Here is a 20,633-nt window from a genome sequence, read left to right on the forward strand (position 1 = left end):
CGGGCGGTCACTTCGGAGCCGTGGTGGTGACCTGCTCGTCGCCCTGGAGGATGCGGTCGACCGTCTGGCCGGCCGCCGAGGTCGCGGCCGTGGTGACCGCCGCGATGACCACCGCCAGCAGCGGCGTGGCCAGGCTGCGGACGCTGCGGATGTTGCGTACCCGCGCCCACGGCTCCCCGGCCAGGTGCATGAGCCGCCACTCCCAGTACAGCCCCAGCCCGATGCAGACCAGCGCCACCTCGCCCCCCACGATCGCCACCACCTGCACCTTGTCGAGCCCGCCGATGTCCGGCTCCACCAGCGCCGACAGGTACCCGGACAGCTCGGTGGCGAGGGCGGCGGCCATGAGGTAGAGGGCCTTGGTCATGGGCTGGGTGCCGCGGACGCGGGGGTAGAAGTACCCGAACAGGAACCCGAAGGCGGGCAGGGTGAGCAGGTAGCGCATGTCGAACACGAAGCTGCTCAGGTCCACCCCGGCGGGACTGCCGTACAGGAGCGCGAACGGCACACTCAGCAGCAGGCTCACCGCGAAGCCGTACACGCCGTTGACCCACGGCGGGCAGCCGGCGGCGGTGGCGAAGGCCGTCTCCGGGTCGCGGCCGTGCCGGCGGAGCGCCTCCTCCAGGGCCTGCCGCCGCTCGTCGAAGTCGGCCATCGTCATCTCGCCCGCGCCGATCCTGCCCCGGCCGAGCCGGTACAGCTCCTGCTCGGAGATGAGCAGGAGCCGCTTGTGCAGCGCGGATCTGATCAGCTCGCGGTGCTCGTCGGGGGAGGTGGGCTCGACCACGGACGGGTGCGGGGTGACGAGCAGCCAGCGGGCCGCGAGCCAGGCGACGATCGAGGTGATCGACAGCAGCGGCAGCGGCACGTCGCTGTCGGCGATCGTGATGCTGCCCCGGGGCGTGAGGTACAGGACCATCAGCCCGGCGATCATCGTGGCCTCGGCAGCCGGGTGGCTGATCGCCTCGATGGACCCGCCGAGCCGCCACAGCCGTAGCAGCAGCAGCCCGAACCCGAGCAGCAGCAGGCCCAGCACGCCACGCATGAGCGGGCTCAGCGGCAGATCGCCCAGCTTGGGCTCCCCCGGCGAGGCCAGGGGCAGGCTCCACGACCCGGCGTCCAGCCACTCGGTCGGCCAGCCCTGCACGAGCAGGCTCGCCACCACGGCGACCACCACCGCCCGCCGCGACCATCGCCGCGTGGCCACGGCGACCGCGGTGACGGGGATGAGCGCCCAGCCCAGGCCCAGCACGAGCCGGACGCTGTCCGGCGGGTAGACGCCGTCCACCAGCGCCCGCGTCCACAGCGCGAGGGCCAGCAGCGCGACGGCCGACCCGGCGGCGAACGCGGCCAGCCGTACCGCGACCATGCGGATGCCGAGGTCGGAGCTGAACCCCACGGCGGACCCGGCGGCGGCCAGCGCCGCGATGGCGGAGCCCGTCAGCAGCGTGCCGGGCGGGAGCTGCTCGTGCAGCCACGACCAGGTCAGCATGCCCAGGCTCAGCAGCACGCCGAGCGCGGTCACGCCCAGCGCCTCCCGCGCCGTCCACGGCGGGCTCGTCGGCAGGACCCGCCCGGCATGCCACACGGCCAGCGCCGGCACCGCGCCGAACAGGATCACGTACGCGAACGGCGTGAAATCCTCGGCCACGAGGGGGATCAGCAGGGTCGGCGCGGCCAGCAGCAGGCCGATGGCGAACTCGCGGTTCGCCGTCCGCTGCCACCAGGCCATGCCCATGGCCCGCACGAGGTACCACACGAGCACCACGGCGGTCCCGATGCCGAGCGCCGTCGCCCACGAGAAGTCGTCCTCCTCCTGGCGGTCGGGGAAGCCGTAGGAGTCCTGGGCCAGCGTCACGCTCACCGGGTAGAACCCGACGGCGAACTCCAGGCGCTCCGGGTCCTCCCGCGACGGCCGCACGCCCTGGACGCGCAGCGGCGTCCACTCGCCGGGGAGCACCGTGACGGCGCGCCGCAGCACGATCAGCGGCCGGCCGGCGGGCTCCTGGAACGCCAGCTCCATCAGCTCACCCTGCTGGAACTGCCGCAGCATCGTCACCTGGAACTCGACGGTGGTGTGCCCGGCGGAGGTGGTCAGGACCGGCGCGAGCCGTTTCGTCGGGGCCAGCACGGCACCGAGCACCTTGATCGCGCCGAACCCGTCGTCGGTGAAGCGCTGGATCCCGCCGGGGAACTCGCTGCCCTGGCGCAGCGTCGCGGCCAGCTCGTCCTCGGCGCGCATCCGCAGCCGGTGCCTGACCGTGACCTTGACCTGGCGCAGCCGCTCGTCGATGCGACCGGCGGGCACCCCGGTCAGGTCGGCGCGGCTCGCCCGCCCCACCACGACCTCGGTCGTGGCCTCACGCTCGGCCGCGTAGCCGGCCGCGGTGCGCCCGGCGGTCAGCTCCCAGGTGTCGGGCACCTCGGGGCTCGGGGTACGCGTGGACCACTCGACCGGTCTGGCCGCCACGAGGCACCAGAGGATCGCGCCCAGCGAGACCAAGGCCAGCCCGAACGCCACGACGATCCGGAGCTTTCCCACAGTGTGGATGATCCACGGGCACGGCCGGATGTTCTCCGCGGTGCGGTAACGGTGTGGTCACACCTGTGTGGTCACACCTGTGTCGTCACACCGATGCCCGAACGGGTCCCGCTCGGACCGGTCCCGCCCGGACCGGCCCCGCGCCGCCCACCCGGTGGGCGCGCGCGGAGGCGTCGCGGGAGAAGCCTCTGTGTCAGGCCGCTGTGTCAGGTCGCTGTGTCAGGAGCGCTTGGCGCGGGCGACGGCGCGACCGCGGGTGGCGGCGTCGAGGACCACCTTGCGGATGCGCACGTGGTCGGGCGTGATCTCCACGCACTCGTCCTCGCGGATGAACTCCAGCGCCTGCTCCAGCGACAGGACGCGCGGCGGGATCACCTTCTCCGTCTCCTCGCTGGTGGAGGAGCGCATGTTGGTGAGCTTCTTCTCCTTGGTGATGTTGACGTCCATGTCGTCGGACCGGGAGTTCTCGCCGACGATCATGCCCTCGTACACCTCGGTGGTGGGCGAGACGAACAGCGTGCCGCGCTCCTGGAGGTTGAGCATGGCGAACGCGGTGACGGGACCGGACCGGTCGGCCACCAGCGAGCCGTTGTTACGGGTGCGCAGCTCGCCGAACCACGGCTCGTACGAGTCGAACACGTGGTGGACCAGGCCCGTGCCGCGCGTCTCGGTGAGGAACTCGGTGCGGAAGCCGATCAGGCCGCGCGCCGGCACCACGAACTCCATCCGGATCCAGCCGGTGCCGTGGTTGGTCATGTGCTCCATGCGGCCCTTGCGGACGGCCAGGAGCTGGGTGACCGCGCCGAGGTACTCCTCCGGGCAGTCGACGGTCAGCCGCTCGACCGGCTCGTGGACCTTGCCGTCGACGAGCTTGGTGACCACCTGCGGCTTGCCGACGGTCAGCTCGTAGCCCTCGCGGCGCATCTGCTCGACCAGGATGGCCAGCGCCAGCTCGCCGCGGCCCTGCACCTCCCAGGCGTCGGGCCGGTCGGTCGGCAGCACGCGCAGCGACACGTTGCCGACGAGCTCCTTCTCCAGGCGGTCCTTCACCATGCGGGCGGTGACCTTGGAGCCCTTGACCTTGCCGACCAGCGGCGAGGTGTTGGTGCCGATGGTCATCGAGATGGCGGGCTCGTCGACCGTGATCAGCGGCAGCGGGCGCGGGTCCTCGGGGTCGGCCAGCGTCTCGCCGATCATGATGTCGGGGATGCCGGCGATGGCGATGATGTCGCCGGGACCGGCCTCCTCGGCCGGCTTGCGCTCCAGCGCCTCCGTCATCAGCAGCTCGGTGATCTTGACGCGCTGGATCGTGCCGTCGGTACGGCACCAGCCCACCTGCTGGCCCTTGCGCATCACACCCTGGTGGATGCGGCACAGCGCGATGCGGCCGAGGTAGGAGGACGCGTCGAGGTTGGTGACGTGAGCCTGCAGCGGGGCGTTCGGGTCGTAGGTCGGGGCCGGGATCGTCGACTTGATGATGTCGAACAGGGGCTCCAGGTCCTCGGAGTCCGGCATGCCGCCGTCCTCGGGACGGTTGAGCGAGGCGCGGCCGGCCTTGGCCGAGGCGTAGACGATCGGGAAGTCGATCTGCTCCTCGGTCGCGTCGAGGTCCATGAAGAGCTCGTAGACCTCGTCGACGACCTCCTTGATGCGCGCGTCGGGCCGGTCGACCTTGTTGATGCACAGGATGACCGGCATCTTGGCGGCCAGCGCCTTGCGCAGCACGAACCGCGTCTGCGGCAGCGGGCCTTCCGACGCGTCCACGAGGAGGACGACGCCGTCGACCATGGACAGCCCGCGCTCGACCTCGCCGCCGAAGTCGGCGTGGCCCGGGGTGTCGATGATGTTGATGGTCATGCCGCCGTGCTTGACCGCGGTGTTCTTGGCGAGAATGGTGATGCCCTTCTCGCGCTCCAGGTCGTTGGAGTCCATGACCCGGTCGTCCACGTCCTGGTTGGCGCGGAAGGCCCCGGACTGCCAGAGCATGGCGTCGACCAGCGTGGTCTTGCCATGGTCGACGTGCGCGATGATCGCGATGTTCCGCAGGTCGTCGCGGCTGTTCAAGGGCATGATGACGTCTCGCTCTGTGTCGGTGGGGGCCGCCGCGCGATGTCGCGGCTCAGTCAAGTCTAGTTGATCCCAGCTCATGGCACGTGCGGACGGCAGGTGAAGGACGTAGACCCCCATCCGGGGCGTACCAGGACAGGTTGGGAACGCGTTCAACGCCAGTCGGGCGGATGTACATATCAGGATGCACAATTGTGCGCATGCCAGGGAGGTCTGGGGTCCCTACATTGTCGCCATGACCTGGACGGAGCTGGTTATGGGGGCCGCGGACGAGCACGACGGCGACCCGACGATGACTGACGTCCGCACGGGCCAGGTCCTGACCCGCACCGCGTTCGCGCGACGCGTCACGCGCGTGGCGGGCGGGCTGCGGGGCCAGGGGCTCCGCTACGGCGACCAGGTGCTGATCGACCTTCCGCTCGGCATCGAGCTGGCCACCGCCGTCCACGCCGTCGTCTGGGCGGGCGGCGTGGCGGCCCTCCACACCCGTGGACCGGCCCGCATGCTGATCGCCCAGCGCGCCCACGGCCCCGTCAGGACCGACGTGGAGCGCGTCTTCACCGTGGAGCCCTCGCCGGGCGCGCAGCAGTTCGCCGAGCTGATGGGCGAGCGCGCGGTCGACTTCGGCCCGCTGGCCGGGCCCGCGCTGGTCCTGTACGGCGGGCGGACGCTGAGGCTGGAGGAGCTGACCGAGGACCTGCGCCAGATCGACGAGGAGCTGCTGCTGGAGGAGGAGGACGTGGTGCTCGCCGCGGTGAGCGACACGTTCAGGGGGCTGCGGGCGTTCGACATCGCCATGATGGCCGCCTCCAGCGTGGTGATCGCGCACGAGCCGTCGCTCATCGGGTGCCGGGTGCTGATCGAGGAGCACGAGGTCACGCTCACCGTGGCCTCGCCCGAGCTGGCCCGCCGGCTGGCCTGCGATCCGGATCTACGCGTTCTGGACGAAAGAGCGATCGTGAGAGCGCTGGCCCTGTGAGAAGTGCAACACTATGCAAAAGTGTGATCCTTCCGCGACGCAGGGTGACCACATGCCGCATTCCCTCATGCACAACCTTCCGGCCGAGCCGAACCGGTTCGTGGGGCGCGAGCGCGACCTCGCCGTCCTCTGCGCCCTCCTCGCGGCCGCACCGCCACCCACCCGAGATGAGGCGTGCCCCGACGGGGCGCCTGCGGGGGCGGAGTGCCGGGACGGGACGGCGGGGGACGGGGCGTGGGCCGGCGGGCCGGCGGAATGGGTCCCTGACGACGCCCGCGCACTGACCCGCCTGGACGGGCCCGCCCCGGAGGGATGGGAACGGGCTGGGCCGGCGGGACCTGAGCGGGAGGATCTCGGTTCGGGGCCGGGTGTGGGAGGGCTCGCTCGGGCCCGGCTGAGGGCCTTGGGCCAGATGGGGACCGGGGGCGGGAGCGCGTCCGGCGGCGGTGAGGCGGTGGTCCGGGCGGCCGGAGGAACGGTCGCGGTGCCGCGTCAGGGCGGCGACCGGCTCGACCTGCCTCTGCGGGACGACCGGCTGGACCTGGCCGGGCGGGAAGACCGCCTGGACGTGCCCGGGCGGGATGTCCGGCTGGACCTGGCCGGGTGGGACGACTGGCTGGATCTCCCTCACAGAGGCGACCCGGACCTTCTGTCACGTACGGACGGCCGGCTCGACCTGCCGCATCAGGCTGATCGACTCGCCCCGGGCGAGCGGGACGACGGGATCGAGCCGATCCGGAAGCCGGAGCGAGCGAACACGGGCGGACGTCGTGGCTGGGCGGGGTGCGCGGTCGGCGGGGCGCGGGTGGTGACCCTGTGCGGGGTCGGCGGAATCGGCAAGACCAGGCTGGCGCTGCGCGTGGCCGCCCGGCTCGTGCCCGCGTACCCGGGAGGCGTGTGGCTGGTCGAGCTGGCCCGGATCAACCGGCCCGAGCTGGTCACGGGCGAGATCGCCAGGGTGCTCGGCGTACGCGAGGAGCCGGGACGGGCGCTGCTGGACACCGTGGCGGCCCGGCTGGGCGACACCCGCTGCCTGCTGTTGCTGGACAACTGCGAGCACCTGATCGACGCGTGCGCCCGGGTGAGCGCCGAGCTGGTGGCCTCCTGCCGGCTGGTCAGCATCCTGGCCACCAGCCGCGAGCCGCTCCGCATCGCCGGGGAGATCGTATGGCGGGTGCCGCCCCTCGCCCTTCCCCCGGCCGACGCCCTCCGCCTCCCTCATCCGGCCTCGCCCCTCGACGCCACCCACCCCCTGGACGCCTCCCCTCCGGGGGGAACCGCCGAGACGGAACGAGACCCGCTACCCGCCCGGCCCCCATGCCCCGATGGCCTTTCCTGCCCCGCCTGGCCCTCTTGGTCGACCTGGTACGGCATTCCGTCCCTGTCCGGCGGCTCGCCCGCGTCAGGCAGCACGCCCGGCCTACCTGCTTCCCCCGAACGGCCGGACACGCCTGGCCTACCCGCTTCCCCCGAACGGCCGGACACGCCTGGCCTACCCGCTTCCCCCGAACGGCCGGACACAGCCGGCCCAGGCGCTTCCCCGGCGCGGCATGCCCTCCCCGGTCTCTCTGCTCTCCCCGAGCGACCCGCCGCGGCCGGTCGGCATGCCATGCCTGAGCCGGCACCACCGGCTGCGGGTGCCGCCGGCTCCGCGGGGGCTGAGCTGTCCGAGCGGGACGCCCTGTCGGGATGTCGCGCCGCGTCCGGCCGGCATGCCCTGTCCGAGCCGACCGCTCTGTCCGAGCCGACCGCTCTGTCCGAGCTGACCGCTCTGTCCGAGCTGACCGCTCTGTCCGAGCCGACCGCTCTGTCCGAGCCGACCGCTCTGTCCGGGCGCGCGGTCCGCAGCGGAGCGGCCGGGCCTGCGGATGGTGAGGAGTCTCCGTGGGGTGCGTGGTCAGGGCGGGCCGCCACGTTCGCGGGGGCCGACGGGCCTGAGTGGGATGCCTGGCCCGGACGGATCACCATGTCGCCGGAGACCGAGTCAGCCGAAGGGGATGCCTTCGCCGGGTCGGTGGAGCCGGCGGCCGGAGCCGGGGCCGGAGGAGGGTGCCTCCTTCTCGGAGGGGGCGTTCGGTCCGCGGCCTGGGAGGGGCCGGGGTGCGGGCGGTGGGCCGTGCGGAGCGCGTACGACGCCGAGGCGGTCCGGTTGTTCCGCGAGCGGGCCGCTGCCGCGGGTACCCGGCTGGGCCTGGAGAGCCTGCCCGACATGGTGCGGTTGTGCCGGGCCCTCGACGGTCTCCCGCTCGCCCTGGAGCTGGCCGCGGCCCGTACCAGCCTGCTCACCCCCGGCCAGATCGCCGACCGCATCGACGACCGGTTCTCGCTGCTGACCACGGGCGGGCGTACCGCCCCGGCGCGCCAGCGCACGTTGCTGGCCGCGATCGAGTGGAGTCACGACCTGCTGTCGCCGCACGAGCGGGTGCTGCTGCGGCGGCTGTCGGTGTTCGCCGGGGCGTTCGATCTGGAGCTGGCCGAGCGGGTGTGCGGGGACGAGCCCATCGCTCCGGCCGACATCGTGGAGCTGCTCGGCGGGCTGGTGGACAAGTCGCTGGTGCTGCGCGACGACGACGGGGTCCGCTACCACCTGCTGGAGACGATCAGGCGGTTCGCCGCCGGGCGGCTGCGCGAGGCGGGGGAGCGGGAGATGGTGCGCGACCGCCATCTCGGCGTTCTGTGCGAGCTGCAGGAGCGCCATTTCAGGGAGGAGCTGGTCGAGCCGCGCCTGCCGTGGGGGCGGCGGCTGGCCGCGCTCAACGCCTGCCGGGCCCTGGCCGACGACCAGCGGGCGGCGCTCGACTGGGCGATCGAGTCCGCTGACGCGCGGCGCGGCCTGTGGCTGTGCTTCCACAGCACGAGCCTGCTCCCCGTGAGCGGCCCCACCGAGGTGGTCGGCTGGGTGGAGCGGCTGCTCGCCCTCGACCTGGACGAGGTGCCGCCCGAGCAGGTCGCCCGGGCCAAGGCGTACCTCGCCTACGGGCTGGAGGAGCGCGACGAGCTGGTCCGGGCGCTGGAGCTGCTCACGGAGAGCGTGGGGCGGCTCGACGGCGCCGGGCCGTTCGCCGCCGGGGTGAGTCACAGCCTGTCCGTCCTGGTGCTGCTGCGCCTGGGACGGGCGGACGAGGCGCAGCGTCATGCCGAGGACGGCCTGGCGCTGGCCCGCGCCTGCGGTGACCCCTGGAACGAGGCCGCCGCGCTGGCCGGCCTGTCGGCGGTGGCGCTGGTCCGCGGCCGGCTGCGGGAGGCGCAGCGGCACGGCGAGGAGGCGTTGCGGCGGGCGTGCGAGCACGGCCATCGCTGGATCATGGCCCGGACGGCGGTGCAGCTCGGCGCGGTGGCCGAGGCGCGCGGCGACCTGGTGACGGCCATGGCCCACTACGAGGCGGCCGTGCCCTGGCTGCGGGAGCTGGGGGAGGGGCCGGGCACCGGCGTCGCGCTGTCCCGTTGCCTGGCGCGGCTGGGACGGGTGGCGGCCATGCTGCGGGAGTTCGAGTCGGCGCGGGACCGGCTGGCGGCGAGCCTGGCGCTGAGCACGCGATCCGGCGAGCACCGGGGCCTGTCCCGCTGCCTGGTAGGGCTGTCGGTGCTGGCCGAGGCCGAGGGCGACCTGGAGGGCGCGGTCCTGGCCGCCGGGGCGGCGGTCGCGCTGCGCGAGGTGATCCACCAGGGTCCCGACGGCGCCCGCGTCGAGGAGCTGCTCGGCCGGGCCCGTGCCGCGCTGGGTGAGGGCCGCGCCGCGTTGCTGTGGGTGCACGGGGCGGCCATGGACCCGGTGGATGTGGCTCGTCACGTTCTGGACGGCGGTGGTCGTCAGGTCGTGAAGGGCGCCGGCCGCCCCGTGGTCGCGGTCCCGTCGGGCGGGACGGTCGTGTCCCCGACCGGTGCGCCGGTCGTGTCCCCGTCAGGTGCGCCGGTCGCGTCCTCGCCGAAGGGGACGGTCCAGCGGGCGCCGTTGACGGCGCGTGAGCGGGAGATCGCCGCGCTGCTGACCCGTGGCCTGTCCAACCGTGCCATCGCCGCCGAGCTGGTGATCAGCCCGGCGACCGTGGCCCGGCACATCGCCAACATCATGGACAAGCTCGGCCACAGCTCCCGAGCGCAGATCGCGGTCTGGGCGACGCGACATCTGGGGACACCCCTCTAGCGACCTGCGGGGACGGTGGTCGCGGGTCGTAGGCTCGGTCTCATGCCGTTCGCGCCCAACTTCCCCGTCATGCTCCGCACGGAGGACGGTGTCCGCATCGACGCCGCCCACACGCCGCCCGCCGCCGGACCGGGCGGCGGCCTGGGGATCGTGATGGCGCACGGGTTCACCGGGTCGTGGCGGGATCGCACCGCGCGGCGGATCGTGCACGTGCTGAGCGGGTACGGCGGTGTGATGGCGTTCGACTTCCGGGGCCACGGCCGTTCCGGCGGCGAGACGACGGTCGGCGACCTGGAGATCCTCGACGTGGAGGCGGCGGTGCGCCACGCCCGGGTCGTCGGCTACGAGCGGATCGCCGTCGTGGGGTTCTCGATGGGGGCGTCGGTGGCGCTGCGCCACGCGGGTCTGCGCGGCGGCGTGGGCGCCGTGGTGTCGGTGAGCGGCCCGGCCCGCTGGTACTACCGGGGCACCAAGCCGATGCGCCAGGTCCACTGGGCCATCGAGCGGCCGCTCGGCCGGTGGGCGGCGCGCGTGGCCAAGCGCACGAGGATCGCCCGGGGCCAGTGGGACCCGATGCCCATGCCGCCGTACGAGGCCGCCGCGCTCATCTCACCCGTCCCGCTGCTGGTCGTCCACGGCGACGCCGACGCGTTCTTCCCCCTGGAGCACGCCCATCAGATCTACGACGGCGCGCGGGAGCCGAAGGAGCTCTGGATCGAGCCCGGATACGGCCACGCGGAGTCCGCGGCGACGCCCGAACTAATCCATCGAATCGGAAAGTGGATCAGAACGAACCTTTCGTGAGTAACAAGCGTCTACCTAGGACGTAAGGAAGAAATCCGCCGGGAGAAAGTCCTTGGGGAAGGAAACCGCCTTCGGCGGTATCCGTAGGACATACTTCTTGTATCCGGTTGGTCGCCCAGAGTGGTCCGCGTTCGGCGGGTCGCCGCGGGTGGACGGAGTGGGGACCTGGGGTGGCCTGCGTTCAGCGGCCTCCACAGGTAGCCGCGTGAGCGGCACCTAGCGTTGCGGGGGCGCGCTGGGTGCCATCCGACCGGAGCGGGGCCCCGGCACATGAGTGCCGGGGCCCCGCATCGCGCCGGTCGTCGCGTGGTGCCGGTCGTCCGTGGTGCCGGACGGAACGGGCGTCCGCTCAGCCCAGGCGCGTGATCGACTTGTGCTCCAGGTAGCCGGCCAGCCCCTCCGGGCCCAGCTCCCGGCCGACGCCGCTGGACTTGTAGCCGCCGAAGGGCGCGTTGGCCTCCAGCATGAAGCAGTTCACGCCGTACGTGCCGGTGCGCACCTGGCGGGCGACGTCCATGCCGTGGTCCGCGTCGGCCGTCCAGACCGAGCCGGCCAGACCGTAGTCGCTGTCGTTGGCGATGCGGATCGCGTCGGCCTCGTCCTCGTACGGGATGACCGCCAGCACCGGCCCGAAGATCTCCTCGCGGGCGATCCGCATGTCGTTGCTCACACCGGAGAAGACCGTGGGCGCGACGTACCACCCGCGGTCGTACGGCCGGTCGAGGCCGCCGACGACCACCTTGGCGCCCTCCTCCATGCCGATCCTGATGTAGCCCTCGACGCGCTCCTGCTGGCGCCTGGCGACGAGCGGGCCGATGCCGGTGGCCGGGTCGGCCGGGTCGCCGACCTGCTGCGAGGTGACCATGCCCGCCACGGCCTCCACGACCTCGTCGTAGCGGTTGCGGGAGGCGAGGATGCGGGTCTGCGCGACGCACGCCTGGCCGTTGTTCATCAGGGAGGCGATCGCCAGCATGCCGACACTGGCGGCCAGATCGGCGTCGTCGAGGATGATGGCCGCCGACTTGCCGCCGAGCTCCAGGCTGACCCGCTTGAGCTGCTCGCCGCAGATGGAGCCGATGCGCCGGCCGGCCGCGGTGGAGCCCGTGAAGGCCACCTTGTCGACGCCCGGGTGGGACACCAGGTGCTCGCCCGCCTCACGTCCGGCGGGCACGATGTTGAGCACGCCCGCCGGGATGCCGGCCTCCTGCGCGATCTCGGCCAGCAGGTACGCGTCGAGCGGCGTCTCGGGGGCGGGCTTGAGCACGATCGCGCAGCCTGCCAGCAGCGCGGGCGCGATCTTGGTCATGGCGACGAACTGGGGGACGTTCCAGGGGACGATGGCCGCCACGACGCCCACCGGCTCGCGCCGCACGGTCGTCGGGCCGAACAGGCCGGGCCGCTGCTCCTCCTGCTGGAACGTCGTGCCGAGCTCGGCGTAGTACTGCAGCATGCCGAGCGGCTGCGGCGCCTGGGCGAGCTGGGAGAAGGTGATGGGCGAGCCCATCTCCTCGGTGATGAGATCGGCCATCTCGCCCAGCCGGGCCGCGTAGACCTCGGCGAGCCGGGAGATCGCCGCCGCGCGCTCGGCGAAGGTCAGGCGCGGCCACGGGCCCTGGTCGAACGCCTGCCGCGCGGCGGCCACGGCGCGGTCCATGTCGGCGGCCGTGCCGTCGGGCACCCGGCCGACGACCTCCTCGGTGTGGGGGGAGACCACGTCGATCGTCCCGGTGCCCGCCGGGGTCACCCACTCGCCTCCGATGAACAGCGTGTCGTGCTGGCGCATGTCGTGAGCCTCCTGCTTGACCGGATGCTTGGTTGACTCGGGGCGGTCCTCAAGGCGACCGAATCATGTTCTGTGCGGACGCGCAAGAGGGGTGCGGCGGCACTGCCGTAACCCTCCCGTGGCGTCTCGGCGGGCCGCCGATCAGGTGCTTCGGCGACCGCTCTTTTATCTGCTCCTTAGAACCGACAAACAGTGATTTATGGCGATATAGCTCGCCAAGAGGGCGCAGGTTCGGTCGTTCGGGTGACAGCATTCAAGATCATCTTCTATAGTTTCGGACCGTCTATAGAGGGAGGACGGGCGTGAGAGTCGGTCGCATCGCCCTTTTCGTCGCCACTCTCTCCGGCCTGCTCCTGCTCCCCGTCCCGCAGGCGGCGACGGCCGCGCCCAACCCCGCCGAGCTGCGCAAGCTCACCAAGCAGGCGCAGCAGCTCAACGAGCGCTACCGCGGCCAGATCCAGAGCCTTGAGGAGATCAAGGTTCAGGTCAAGAAGGCCATCACGACCTCGGGCGCCCTGAAGGCCCGATTGGACCGCGCCAAGGCCGACGTGTCCGCCATCGCGCGGCACGCGTACATCAACGGCCCCATCGACGGCACGCAGCTCCTCGGCCTCGACGGCGACCCGTCAGTGGCGCTCGGCCAGGCGGCCACCATGTCCTACATCGCCGAGGAGCGCGCCGGCCGCGTCCGGGCCATCCAGCGGCTCATCGAGGACGCCAAGAAGGCCGAGGTCGCGGCCGACGACAAGGTGGAGAAGCTCAGGCGCGAGATCAAGAACATGCAGGGCAGGCGCCGCGAGATCGAGCGCCTGCTCGCCAAGTACGGCTTCCAGCAGCCCGGCGGCTCCGACGGGCTCACCGCGCGCATGGTCGCGGTCCGGGCCGCCGTCATGTCCAACTTCCCCATGCCGTACGGGGTCGGCTGCCTGCGCCCCGGCGACCCCGGAGAGCACGGCAAGGGCCGGGCCTGCGACTTCATGATGTCCAGCGGCGGCCGGGCCGCCTCCGGCGCCGACGAGGAGCGCGGTGACGCGCTGGCGGAGTGGCTGATCCAGAACGGCTCGCGGATCGGCGTGATGTACATCATCTGGAAGCAGCGGTACTACGACATCCGGTCCGGTGGCGGCTGGGACCCCATGTCCGACCGGGGCGGCGTCACCGCCAACCACTACGACCACGTCCACGTGTCCGTCTTCTGACCGGCGGGTCAGGGGGCGGCGTTCACGGGCGGAGCGCGGCGGCGATGTGCTCCCGGTACCAGTGGTAGGACGCCTTGGGGGTGCGCTTCCCGCCGGCGAAGTCCACGTGGACCAGGCCGAAGCGCTGGTGGTAGCCCTCCGCCCATTCGAAGTTGTCCAGCAGCGACCACACGAAGTAGCCCCGCACGTCCACGCCCTCCGCGCGGGCCCGCTCCACGGCGGCGATGTGGTCGCGGAGGAAGGCGATCCGCTCCGGGTCGTCCACGACGCCCTCCGGGGTCGGCTCGTCCGCCTGGGAGCAGCCGTTCTCCGTGACGTACACCGGCGGCAGCGCCTCGCCGTACCGGTCGCGCAGCCCCGTCAGCAGCTCGCGCAGGCCGTCGGGCACGACGGGCCAGCCGAACGCGGTGGTCGGGTAGCCGGTGACGCCCGCGTCGGTGAACGGCAGCCCGTCGTCCGCCGGGGCGGAGATGCGGGTGGGGTTGTAGTAGTTGACGCCGAGGCCGTCGAGCGGGGCGGAGATCACGGCCAGGTCGCCGTCCCGGACGCCCAGCACGGAGCTCAGCTCGGGCCCCTCGCCGGCCGCGCCGTCCGGCCGGATGCCGAACGCCGTCAGGTCCGGGTACGCCCCCAGCAGCACCGGGTCGTTGAACAGCCGGTTGTGCAGCGTGTCGTAGGCCGCGGCGGCGGCCACGTCCCCCTCGGCGCCGGAGGCCGGCCAGACGGGCGTGCAGTTGTTGGTGATCGCCACCTCGCGTGCCCCCGCCGCCCGCAGCGCCTGCACGGCCAGGCCGTGGCCGAGGAGCTGGTGGTGGGCCACGGGCAGCGCGTCGAGCAGCAGTGCCCGGCCGGGCGCGTGGATGCCCAGGCCGTAGCCGAAGGCCATGTGGATGAACGGCTCGTTCAGCGTGATCCACATCGGGACGCGGTCGGCGAGCCGCTCGCCCACCACGGCGGCGTACTCGGCGAACAGGCCGGAGACGTCACGGCTCAACCACCCGCCGCGGTCCTCCAGCGCCTGCGGCAGGTCCCAGTGGAACAGCGTCGGCACCGGCGTGACGCCCGCCTCCAGCAGCCCGTCCACCAGCCGCTCGTAGAAGTCGAGGCCCTTGGCGTTGACGGCTCCGGAGCCGTCGGGCAGGACGCGGGTCCAGGCGACGGAGAAGCGGTAGGCGTTGACGCCCAGGCCCGACATGAGCGCCACGTCCTCGCGCCAGCGATGGTAGTGGTCGCAGGCCACGTCGCCGGTGTGCCCGTCGCGGGTGCGGCCGGGGTCGTGGGAGAACGTGTCCCAGATGGACGCGCCCCTGCCGTCCTCGGCGACGGCTCCTTCGATCTGGTAGGCGGCCGTGGCCGTACCCCACAGGAACATCCCGGCTCCTCCGTACTTTGCGAGTGCCGCTCATGTTAACTGACGGCAAAGCGAGATCCTCTACCTACCGGTAATGGGCCAGGATGGAGGGCATGACCAGTACCTTGCGGCGCCGTCCCGCCCAACGCCGCAGCCTTGAGCGGGTGGAGCGGATGCTCGACGAGTGCGCCGTGCTGCTCGACCAGATCGGCTACGACGCACTCACCACCAAGGAGGTCGCCCGGCGCGCCGAGGTGCCGATCGGCACGTTCTACCAGTTCTTCCCCGACAAGCAGGGACTGGTGCGCGCGCTGGCCCGGCGCAACCTCGACGCCTTCCTGCGCCGGGTGACCGAACGGATCTCCGCGGCGCGGCCCGGCCACTGGACCGACCTGATCGACCTGTCCATCGACGAGTTCGTGGCGATGAAGCGGACCACGCCCGGGTTCGGGGTGGTGGACTTCGGGGAGGTGCTGGTGACGCCCGGCGGGCCCGCCTTGGAGGGCACCAACCGGATGCTCGACTCGGCGCTGGAGAACAACGCCATCGTCGCCGACCGGCTGCGGACGATCGCGCGCGACCTGCTGGGCGCCCCCGCCGGCGAGGGCTTCGACCGGGCGCTGCTCGTCGCGGTGGAGGCCACGGACGCGGTGCTGAAGCTGGCCTTCCGCATGGACCCGGCCGGCGACACCGGCATGATCGCCGAGTGCAAGCAGCTCGTCCGCCGCTACCTCTCCGAGCACCTCCCCTGACCCCGGGAGTCCCTAGCAGGCGGCGTCGAGGCGGGCGCGGACGTCGTCGTCCAGCTTGACCTCGGCCGCGCCGATCGCCTCGTCGAGCTGCGCGGCCGTGGACGCCCCGACGATCGGCACGTGCCCGTCGGCCATCAGCCAGGCCAGCACCACCTGGTTGGCGGTCGCGCCCACCTCCGCGGCCACCTCGCGGAGCGTCGCCAGCCGCCGGTCCGTGCCCGGATGGTCGTACGACTCCGGCAGCGGCCGGTCGGCGCGGGTGTAGCGGCCCGACATGAGCGTGTTGTACGCCCACAGCGTCAGGTCCTGCTCGGAGCGCAGGTAGTCGAGCAGGTCGTCCGTGGCCAGCATGTGCCCGCCCTCGGCGAGCTTCGTGAACGGGCGCGGGCGCAGGTACGTGTGGCGTTGCTGCGCGTACGTGTAGCGGATCCAGCCGTGCGCGGCCGACACGGCGCGTGCCCGCTCCAGCCGCCAGGCCGGCATGTTGCTGGCGCCCAGCTCGCGGATCTTGCCCTGCGCGGCCAGCTCCCCGAACGCCCCGAGGCTCTCCTCCAGCGGCACGGACCGGTCCTCGATGTGCGACCAGTACAGGTCGACGCGGTCGGTCCGCAGGCGGCGCAGGCTGCCCTCCACGCCCCGTGCGACGGCCGCCGCCGACAGTCCCTCGGCCGAGGCCAGTGTGGTGTCGCCGGGGACCGTGGGCCGGGCGCCCACCTTCGTGCTCAGGAAGATCTCGTCGCGATTCCCGCGGGCGGCCATCCACGCGCCCAGCGTCGCCTCGCTCTCGTCGCCCGTGGCGCCCTCCACCCAGAAGGGATAGTTGTTCGACGTGTCGAGCATGCGCCCGCCCGCCTCGAAGAAGCGGTCGAGCAGCGCGAACGAGTCCTCCTCGCTGACGGCGGTGCCGAACGGGATGGTGCCGAGAACGATGTTCAAGCCAGTGTTCATGGGCACGACTCTCAGACCTGGAGTGCGCTCCATGTCAAGCGGGATTCGACCTTGACCTGGAGTCGGCTCCAGGTGAGATGCTCTACCGCGTGAGCGTCTACACACCCGCCGAAGCCGTCGAGGAGACCGGCTTCACCCTCGACACCCTGCGCTACTACGAGAAGATCGGCCTGCTGGAGCCCGTCGAGCGCAACGCGGCGGGACAGCGCCGCTTCAGCGAGGAGGACCTGAGCTGGCTCGGCATGATCCGCTGCCTGCGCGACACCGGCATGCCGATCGCCGAGATGCTGCGCTTCGCCGAGCTGGTGCGGGCCGGTCAGCACACGATCCCCGACCGCATCAGGCTGCTGGAGGAGCACGACCGCCGCGTCCAGGGGCAGATCGCCAACCTCACCGAGCGCCAGAGCTACATCCACCACAAGATTTCCTACTACCGCAGCGTCCTCTAGCCCCGTCTTGGGTACGCGGTTGCTAGACCAGGAGCCATGGCCGGGTCCAGGGCGCGACGCATCGACATCCCGCTGCGCCGCGTCAGCCTGGCCTGCGCCGCGATGCTGTTCGTGCTGCTGGCCGACCTCACGCTCCTCCAGGCGTTCGGCCGGTACGACCTGGAGGCCGACCCGCGCAACGCGTGGGCGCTGCTCGCCAGGTTCGGCCATCCGCGCGGCGACATCCTCACCCACGAGGGCGCGGTCGTCGCCACCAGCCGCCGCGCGGACGGCGGGCCGTACGATCATCTGCGGGTCTACGACCACGGCGAGATGTACGCGCACGTCACCGGCTACGCCTCGCTCCAGCGGGCCACCGGCGTGGAGGGGGCGAGCGACGCGGTGCTGTCGGGCAGCGACCCGAAGGTGCGCGTGCGGACGCTGGTCGAGGACCACGCCTATGGCGGCGCCGACGTCCGGCTGACGATCAGGGGGCGGGTGCAGCGGGCCGCGTACGAGGCGTTGAAGGCCACCGGGCGGCCCGGCGCCGCGGTGGCGCTCGACCCGGAGACCGGCGCGGTCCTCGCGCTGGCCAGCTACCCGTCGTACGACCCCGGCGTCTACATCCCCGGTGACCCGCGGGCCACGGCCGCCGCCGACCGGCGGCTGCGCGCCGATCCGCGCCGGCCGCTGCTGAACCGGGCCCTCGACCGGACGTACCCGCCGGGGTCCGTCTTCGAGCTGGTCACCACGGCGGCCGCTCTCGGCTCGGGGGAGTACACGGTCATCTCGCGGGTCGGCGCACCGGCCCGGCTGGCGCTGCCCGGCCCGCCCGCCTACCTGACCGCCTCGGCCGGCCGGCCGTGCGGCGACGGGCGGCCCTCCCTGGCGTACGCCTTCCAGCTCTCCTGCGACACCGCCCTCGCCAACCTCGGGCTCCAGCTCGGCCCGGACCTGCTGCGCGACCAGGCGGAGGCGTTCGGCTTCAACGCCGACGACCTCTCCGTCCCGCTCCCCGCCCGGACCGGCACGTACCCGGGCGACCTCGACCAGTCGCGCGCGGCCCTGTCGGCGATCGGCCGCGACGAGGTCCGGGCCACGCCGCTCATGCTGGCCATGCTGTCGGCGGCGGTGGCCAACGGGGGGCTGCTGATGCGGCCCTACCTGGTGGAGGAGGTACGGCTGCCGGACGGCTCGGTCACGGACCGGGCCGAGCCGGCGCCGTACCGGACGGTCATGCCGTCGCTGCCGGCGGGGCAGCTCGCGGCCATGATGACCACCACCACGGTCCCGGGCGGGCCGGCGGCGGGGGTGGCGCTGCCGGGGATGGAGGTGGCCGCCAAGACGACCACGGGCCCCGGCCCCGGCCCATCGGCCTGCACGGCCTTCGCCCCGGCGGACGCGCCCCAGGTCGCGGTAGGGGTCGTCCTGGAGGACGCCAGTCCCTCGGCGGCCGCCCCCTTGGCCCGCACGATCCTGAAGGCGGCTCTGTCGTAGCCGCGAGGGTCGTTGGGGTCGCGGTGCCCCCGGCCCTGGTCAAGAAGACGCGTCGTAACGGCGCGCACCCCGTGAGCCCTCACGACCGGCCATGACAGTCGGACAGTGACGTCGGCGCGTGCGGGTCAGGCCGGCTGTGCCGTAGAAGATGGTGATTCAGCGATAAGCCGCGGCCTGCAGCGTATAGAGGTCGGCGTACAGGCCGGACAGGGCGAGCAGGGTGGCGTGGTCGCCCTGCTCGACGACTTCGCCGTGGTCGAGGACGTAGATGCGGTCGGCGTAGCGGACCGAGGCCAGGCGGTGCGTGATGAGCAGGACCGTGCGCCCCTCGGAGTGGTCGCGGATGCGCTCGAAGAGGGCGTGCTCGGCCCGCGCGTCCAGGGCGGCCGTGGGCTCGTCGCAGATCAGCAGCTCGGCGTCGCGGTGGAAGCCCCGGGCCACGGCGATGCGCTGCCACTGGCCGCCCGACAGCTCGTGGCCGTCCTTGAAGCGCCGGTCGAGCAGGGTGCGATAGCCGTGGGGCAGCTCGTCGATCACCTCGGCGGCCCCCGCGACCGCCGCGGCGGCGTGCAGCGCGGGCTCGCCCCGCTCGGTGCCCATGGTGATGTTGTAACGGGCCGTGAGCGGCCAGCGGGTGTGGTCCTGGGCGATGACGGCGACACGCTCCCTGACCGCGCGCGGGTCGACGTCGCGTAGGTCGACGTCGTCCCAGGTGACGGCGCCGCGATCGGGTTCGTACAGACCGGACAGGATCTTGGCCAGGGTCGTCTTGCCGGAGCCGTTCTCGCCGACGAACGCGATGACCTCGCCCCGCTTGACCTCCACGGACACCCCGCGCAGCGCGGGCGCGTCGGCGCCGGGGTAGGTGAACGTGATGTCCTCCGCGCCGATCCGCTGGAAGCGCTCCGGCGGCGCGGCCGGGCGCGGCCCGGTGAGGCGGCGCTCGGCGTCGGCGCAGAACTCCAGGAAGTCCGTGAAGTACAGCCCCTCCTCGTACAGCCCGTTGGTCGAGTGCATGAGCTGGGCCAGCGCGCTCTGGCCGGATCGGATCGCCAGCACGGCCGTGCCGGCGACGGCCAGCGGGATCGCGCCGGCCGCGAGCAGCACGCCGAGCGCGACGTAGACCAGACCGCTGCCGAGCCCGCCCAGCGCCTCGCCGACGACCCTGGCCACGGCCTGCCGCTTGGCCAGCCGTAGCAGCACCTCCTGCTCGGCCCGCGCCACCGCGTCGTACATGCGCAGCAGGAAGCCGCGCATGGTGAACGAGCGGACCTCGGCGGCCGGGTCACGGTCGGCCAGCAGGTCGGCGATGATCCACTTGCGGCGCCGCGCCGGGATGAGGGCGTGCATCGTCGAGTAGCGCATGCGGGCGCTGCGCACGGCGGCCCACGCGTCGGGCAGCACGGCGAGGAGCAACAGCGGCAGGAGCACCGGGTGGAGCACGCCGAGCACGCCGGCCACGGCGACGATGCCGACGGCGGCGGTCATCACGTCGATGGCCGAGGACACCACGTTGTCGGCCGTGGCGACGCCGCGCGAGCGGGCCCGATCGAGCGAGTCGTGGAATTCGGGGTCGTCGTAGGCCACCAGTTCCACCCGGCTGGACAGCCCGTACAGGCGCTCCTCGCTCTGGCGCGAGATCTGCGGCTCCAGGCGCGCCTGCGCCCAGCCCGCTGCGGCCTGTACGGCAGTGCGCAGCGCCGCCGCCACGCCCACCAGCACGAGGCTGGGCAGCGCGGCCCGCACCCGCTCGGGTGTCGGCCCCTGCTGGAACAGCGCTGTCAAAACTCCCGTCGTGGCCAGCAGCCCGAACGCGGTGAAGACGCCGCCGAGGAGCTGGAGCGCGACGGTCGCCGCCGTGTCGTGGGGACTGGCCCGCCAGGCCATGCCCATGGCCTGGCGGACGAGCGAGGGTAACCGCCGGGCGATGGCGAGGAAGCTCACCTGGTTCATCGTGTCCGTGTGGGCGTACCAGTCGGGGTTGGCGATCTCACCGAGTTCGAGGGGCTCGTCGGCCATGGGGTGAGTGTGCCCGGCGGCACCGACGTTCTCCCCTCCGCGAAGGTCCGGGAAAGCAAAGAAAGCGATCTTGCGAAGGTGTTACGCGACGTTCCTCATGGTCCGAGTGGGTATGCGGAG

The 20,633-nt window shown here is 72.6% G+C and carries 13 protein-coding genes; 7 read left to right on the plus strand and 6 right to left on the minus strand.

What is annotated here, in order from left to right; genetic code table 11:
• Positions 1–7 precede the first annotated feature (7 nt).
• Positions 8–2,542, minus strand: coding sequence for a hypothetical protein (locus ABZS51_RS26130; protein WP_355445987.1), 2,535 nt, complete (start codon positions 2,540–2,542; stop codon positions 8–10).
• Between the two features lie 219 nt (positions 2,543–2,761).
• Entirely contained in the window at positions 2,762–4,612 is a 1,851-nt protein-coding gene (gene typA / locus ABZS51_RS26135; RefSeq protein WP_355445990.1) for a translational GTPase TypA, read from the minus strand.
• A gap of 232 nt (positions 4,613–4,844) precedes the next feature.
• On the opposite strand from typA, the gene ABZS51_RS26140 reads away from it, so the two are divergent.
• Genes ABZS51_RS26140 through ABZS51_RS26150 form a run of 3 tightly spaced genes read left to right on the plus strand, consistent with a single transcriptional unit; the run spans position 4,845 to position 10,536 of the window.
• On the plus strand, positions 4,845–5,588 hold the full coding sequence (locus tag ABZS51_RS26140; RefSeq protein ID WP_355445993.1) for a hypothetical protein: 744 nt from the start codon (positions 4,845–4,847) through the stop codon (positions 5,586–5,588).
• Between the two features lie 52 nt (positions 5,589–5,640).
• A complete protein-coding gene (locus tag ABZS51_RS26145) occupies positions 5,641–9,732 on the plus strand; it encodes a LuxR C-terminal-related transcriptional regulator (protein ID WP_355445996.1) in 4,092 nt (1,363 codons plus the stop codon).
• Positions 9,733–9,774: 42 nt separating this feature from the next.
• The gene (locus ABZS51_RS26150) at positions 9,775–10,536 is read left to right on the plus strand and encodes an alpha/beta fold hydrolase (protein ID WP_355445999.1); all 762 of its coding nucleotides are present in this window, start codon (positions 9,775–9,777) and stop codon (positions 10,534–10,536) included.
• Between the two features lie 349 nt (positions 10,537–10,885).
• Here ABZS51_RS26150 and ABZS51_RS26155 read toward each other — a convergent pair whose 3' ends face one another.
• Entirely contained in the window at positions 10,886–12,319 is a 1,434-nt protein-coding gene (locus ABZS51_RS26155) for an aldehyde dehydrogenase (RefSeq protein WP_355446002.1), read from the minus strand.
• A 302-nt stretch (positions 12,320–12,621) separates the two neighbouring features.
• Here ABZS51_RS26155 and ABZS51_RS26160 point away from each other — a divergent pair, with 302 nt between their 5' ends.
• Positions 12,622–13,518, plus strand: coding sequence for a hypothetical protein (locus ABZS51_RS26160; protein WP_310708828.1), 897 nt, complete (start codon positions 12,622–12,624; stop codon positions 13,516–13,518).
• A gap of 22 nt (positions 13,519–13,540) precedes the next feature.
• Here ABZS51_RS26160 and ABZS51_RS26165 read toward each other — a convergent pair whose 3' ends face one another.
• On the minus strand, positions 13,541–14,890 hold the full coding sequence (locus tag ABZS51_RS26165; RefSeq protein ID WP_355446005.1) for a GH1 family beta-glucosidase: 1,350 nt from the start codon (positions 14,888–14,890) through the stop codon (positions 13,541–13,543).
• Between the two features lie 92 nt (positions 14,891–14,982).
• Between ABZS51_RS26165 and ABZS51_RS26170 the strand changes: the two genes are divergently transcribed.
• Entirely contained in the window at positions 14,983–15,621 is a 639-nt protein-coding gene (locus ABZS51_RS26170) for a TetR family transcriptional regulator (protein WP_355446008.1), read from the plus strand.
• A 12-nt stretch (positions 15,622–15,633) separates the two neighbouring features.
• Here ABZS51_RS26170 and ABZS51_RS26175 read toward each other — a convergent pair whose 3' ends face one another.
• Positions 15,634–16,569: an aldo/keto reductase gene (locus ABZS51_RS26175; RefSeq protein ID WP_310708831.1), complete on the minus strand. Its 936-nt coding sequence runs from the start codon at positions 16,567–16,569 to the stop codon at positions 15,634–15,636.
• 89 nt (positions 16,570–16,658) lie between these two features.
• Between ABZS51_RS26175 and ABZS51_RS26180 the strand changes: the two genes are divergently transcribed.
• Positions 16,659–17,018: a MerR family transcriptional regulator gene (locus tag ABZS51_RS26180; RefSeq protein ID WP_310708832.1), complete on the plus strand. Its 360-nt coding sequence runs from the start codon at positions 16,659–16,661 to the stop codon at positions 17,016–17,018.
• Between the two features lie 36 nt (positions 17,019–17,054).
• Positions 17,055–18,494 carry a penicillin-binding transpeptidase domain-containing protein gene (locus tag ABZS51_RS26185; protein ID WP_355446012.1) on the plus strand — a complete coding sequence of 480 codons (1,440 nt, stop codon included), beginning with the start codon at positions 17,055–17,057 and terminating at the stop codon, positions 18,492–18,494.
• Positions 18,495–18,650: 156 nt separating this feature from the next.
• Here the strand turns inward: ABZS51_RS26185 and ABZS51_RS26190 are convergent, their stop codons facing one another.
• On the minus strand, positions 18,651–20,513 hold the full coding sequence (locus ABZS51_RS26190) for an ABC transporter ATP-binding protein (protein ID WP_355446015.1): 1,863 nt from the start codon (positions 20,511–20,513) through the stop codon (positions 18,651–18,653).
• Positions 20,514–20,633 lie beyond the last annotated feature (120 nt).

It is taken from the genome of Nonomuraea sp. NPDC005501 (assembly GCF_040605905.1).
Taxonomy (GTDB): domain Bacteria; phylum Actinomycetota; class Actinomycetes; order Streptosporangiales; family Streptosporangiaceae; genus Nonomuraea.

Bases quoted from the DNA above. Each gene is read 5' to 3' on its own strand.
- typA (WP_355445990.1), bottom strand. From the start codon at position 4,612: ATGCCCTTGAACAGCCGCGACGACCTGCGGAACATCGCGATCATCGCG.
- ABZS51_RS26140 (WP_355445993.1), top strand. From the start codon at position 4,845: ATGACCTGGACGGAGCTGGTTATGGGGGCCGCGGACGAGCACGACGGC.
- ABZS51_RS26145 (WP_355445996.1), top strand. From the start codon at position 5,641: ATGCCGCATTCCCTCATGCACAACCTTCCGGCCGAGCCGAACCGGTTC.
- ABZS51_RS26150 (WP_355445999.1), top strand. From the start codon at position 9,775: ATGCCGTTCGCGCCCAACTTCCCCGTCATGCTCCGCACGGAGGACGGT.
- ABZS51_RS26155 (WP_355446002.1), bottom strand. From the start codon at position 12,319: ATGCGCCAGCACGACACGCTGTTCATCGGAGGCGAGTGGGTGACCCCG.
- ABZS51_RS26165 (WP_355446005.1), bottom strand. From the start codon at position 14,890: ATGTTCCTGTGGGGTACGGCCACGGCCGCCTACCAGATCGAAGGAGCC.
- ABZS51_RS26170 (WP_355446008.1), top strand. From the start codon at position 14,983: ATGACCAGTACCTTGCGGCGCCGTCCCGCCCAACGCCGCAGCCTTGAG.
- ABZS51_RS26175 (WP_310708831.1), bottom strand. From the start codon at position 16,569: ATGAACACTGGCTTGAACATCGTTCTCGGCACCATCCCGTTCGGCACC.
- ABZS51_RS26185 (WP_355446012.1), top strand. From the start codon at position 17,055: ATGGCCGGGTCCAGGGCGCGACGCATCGACATCCCGCTGCGCCGCGTC.
- ABZS51_RS26190 (WP_355446015.1), bottom strand. From the start codon at position 20,513: ATGGCCGACGAGCCCCTCGAACTCGGTGAGATCGCCAACCCCGACTGG.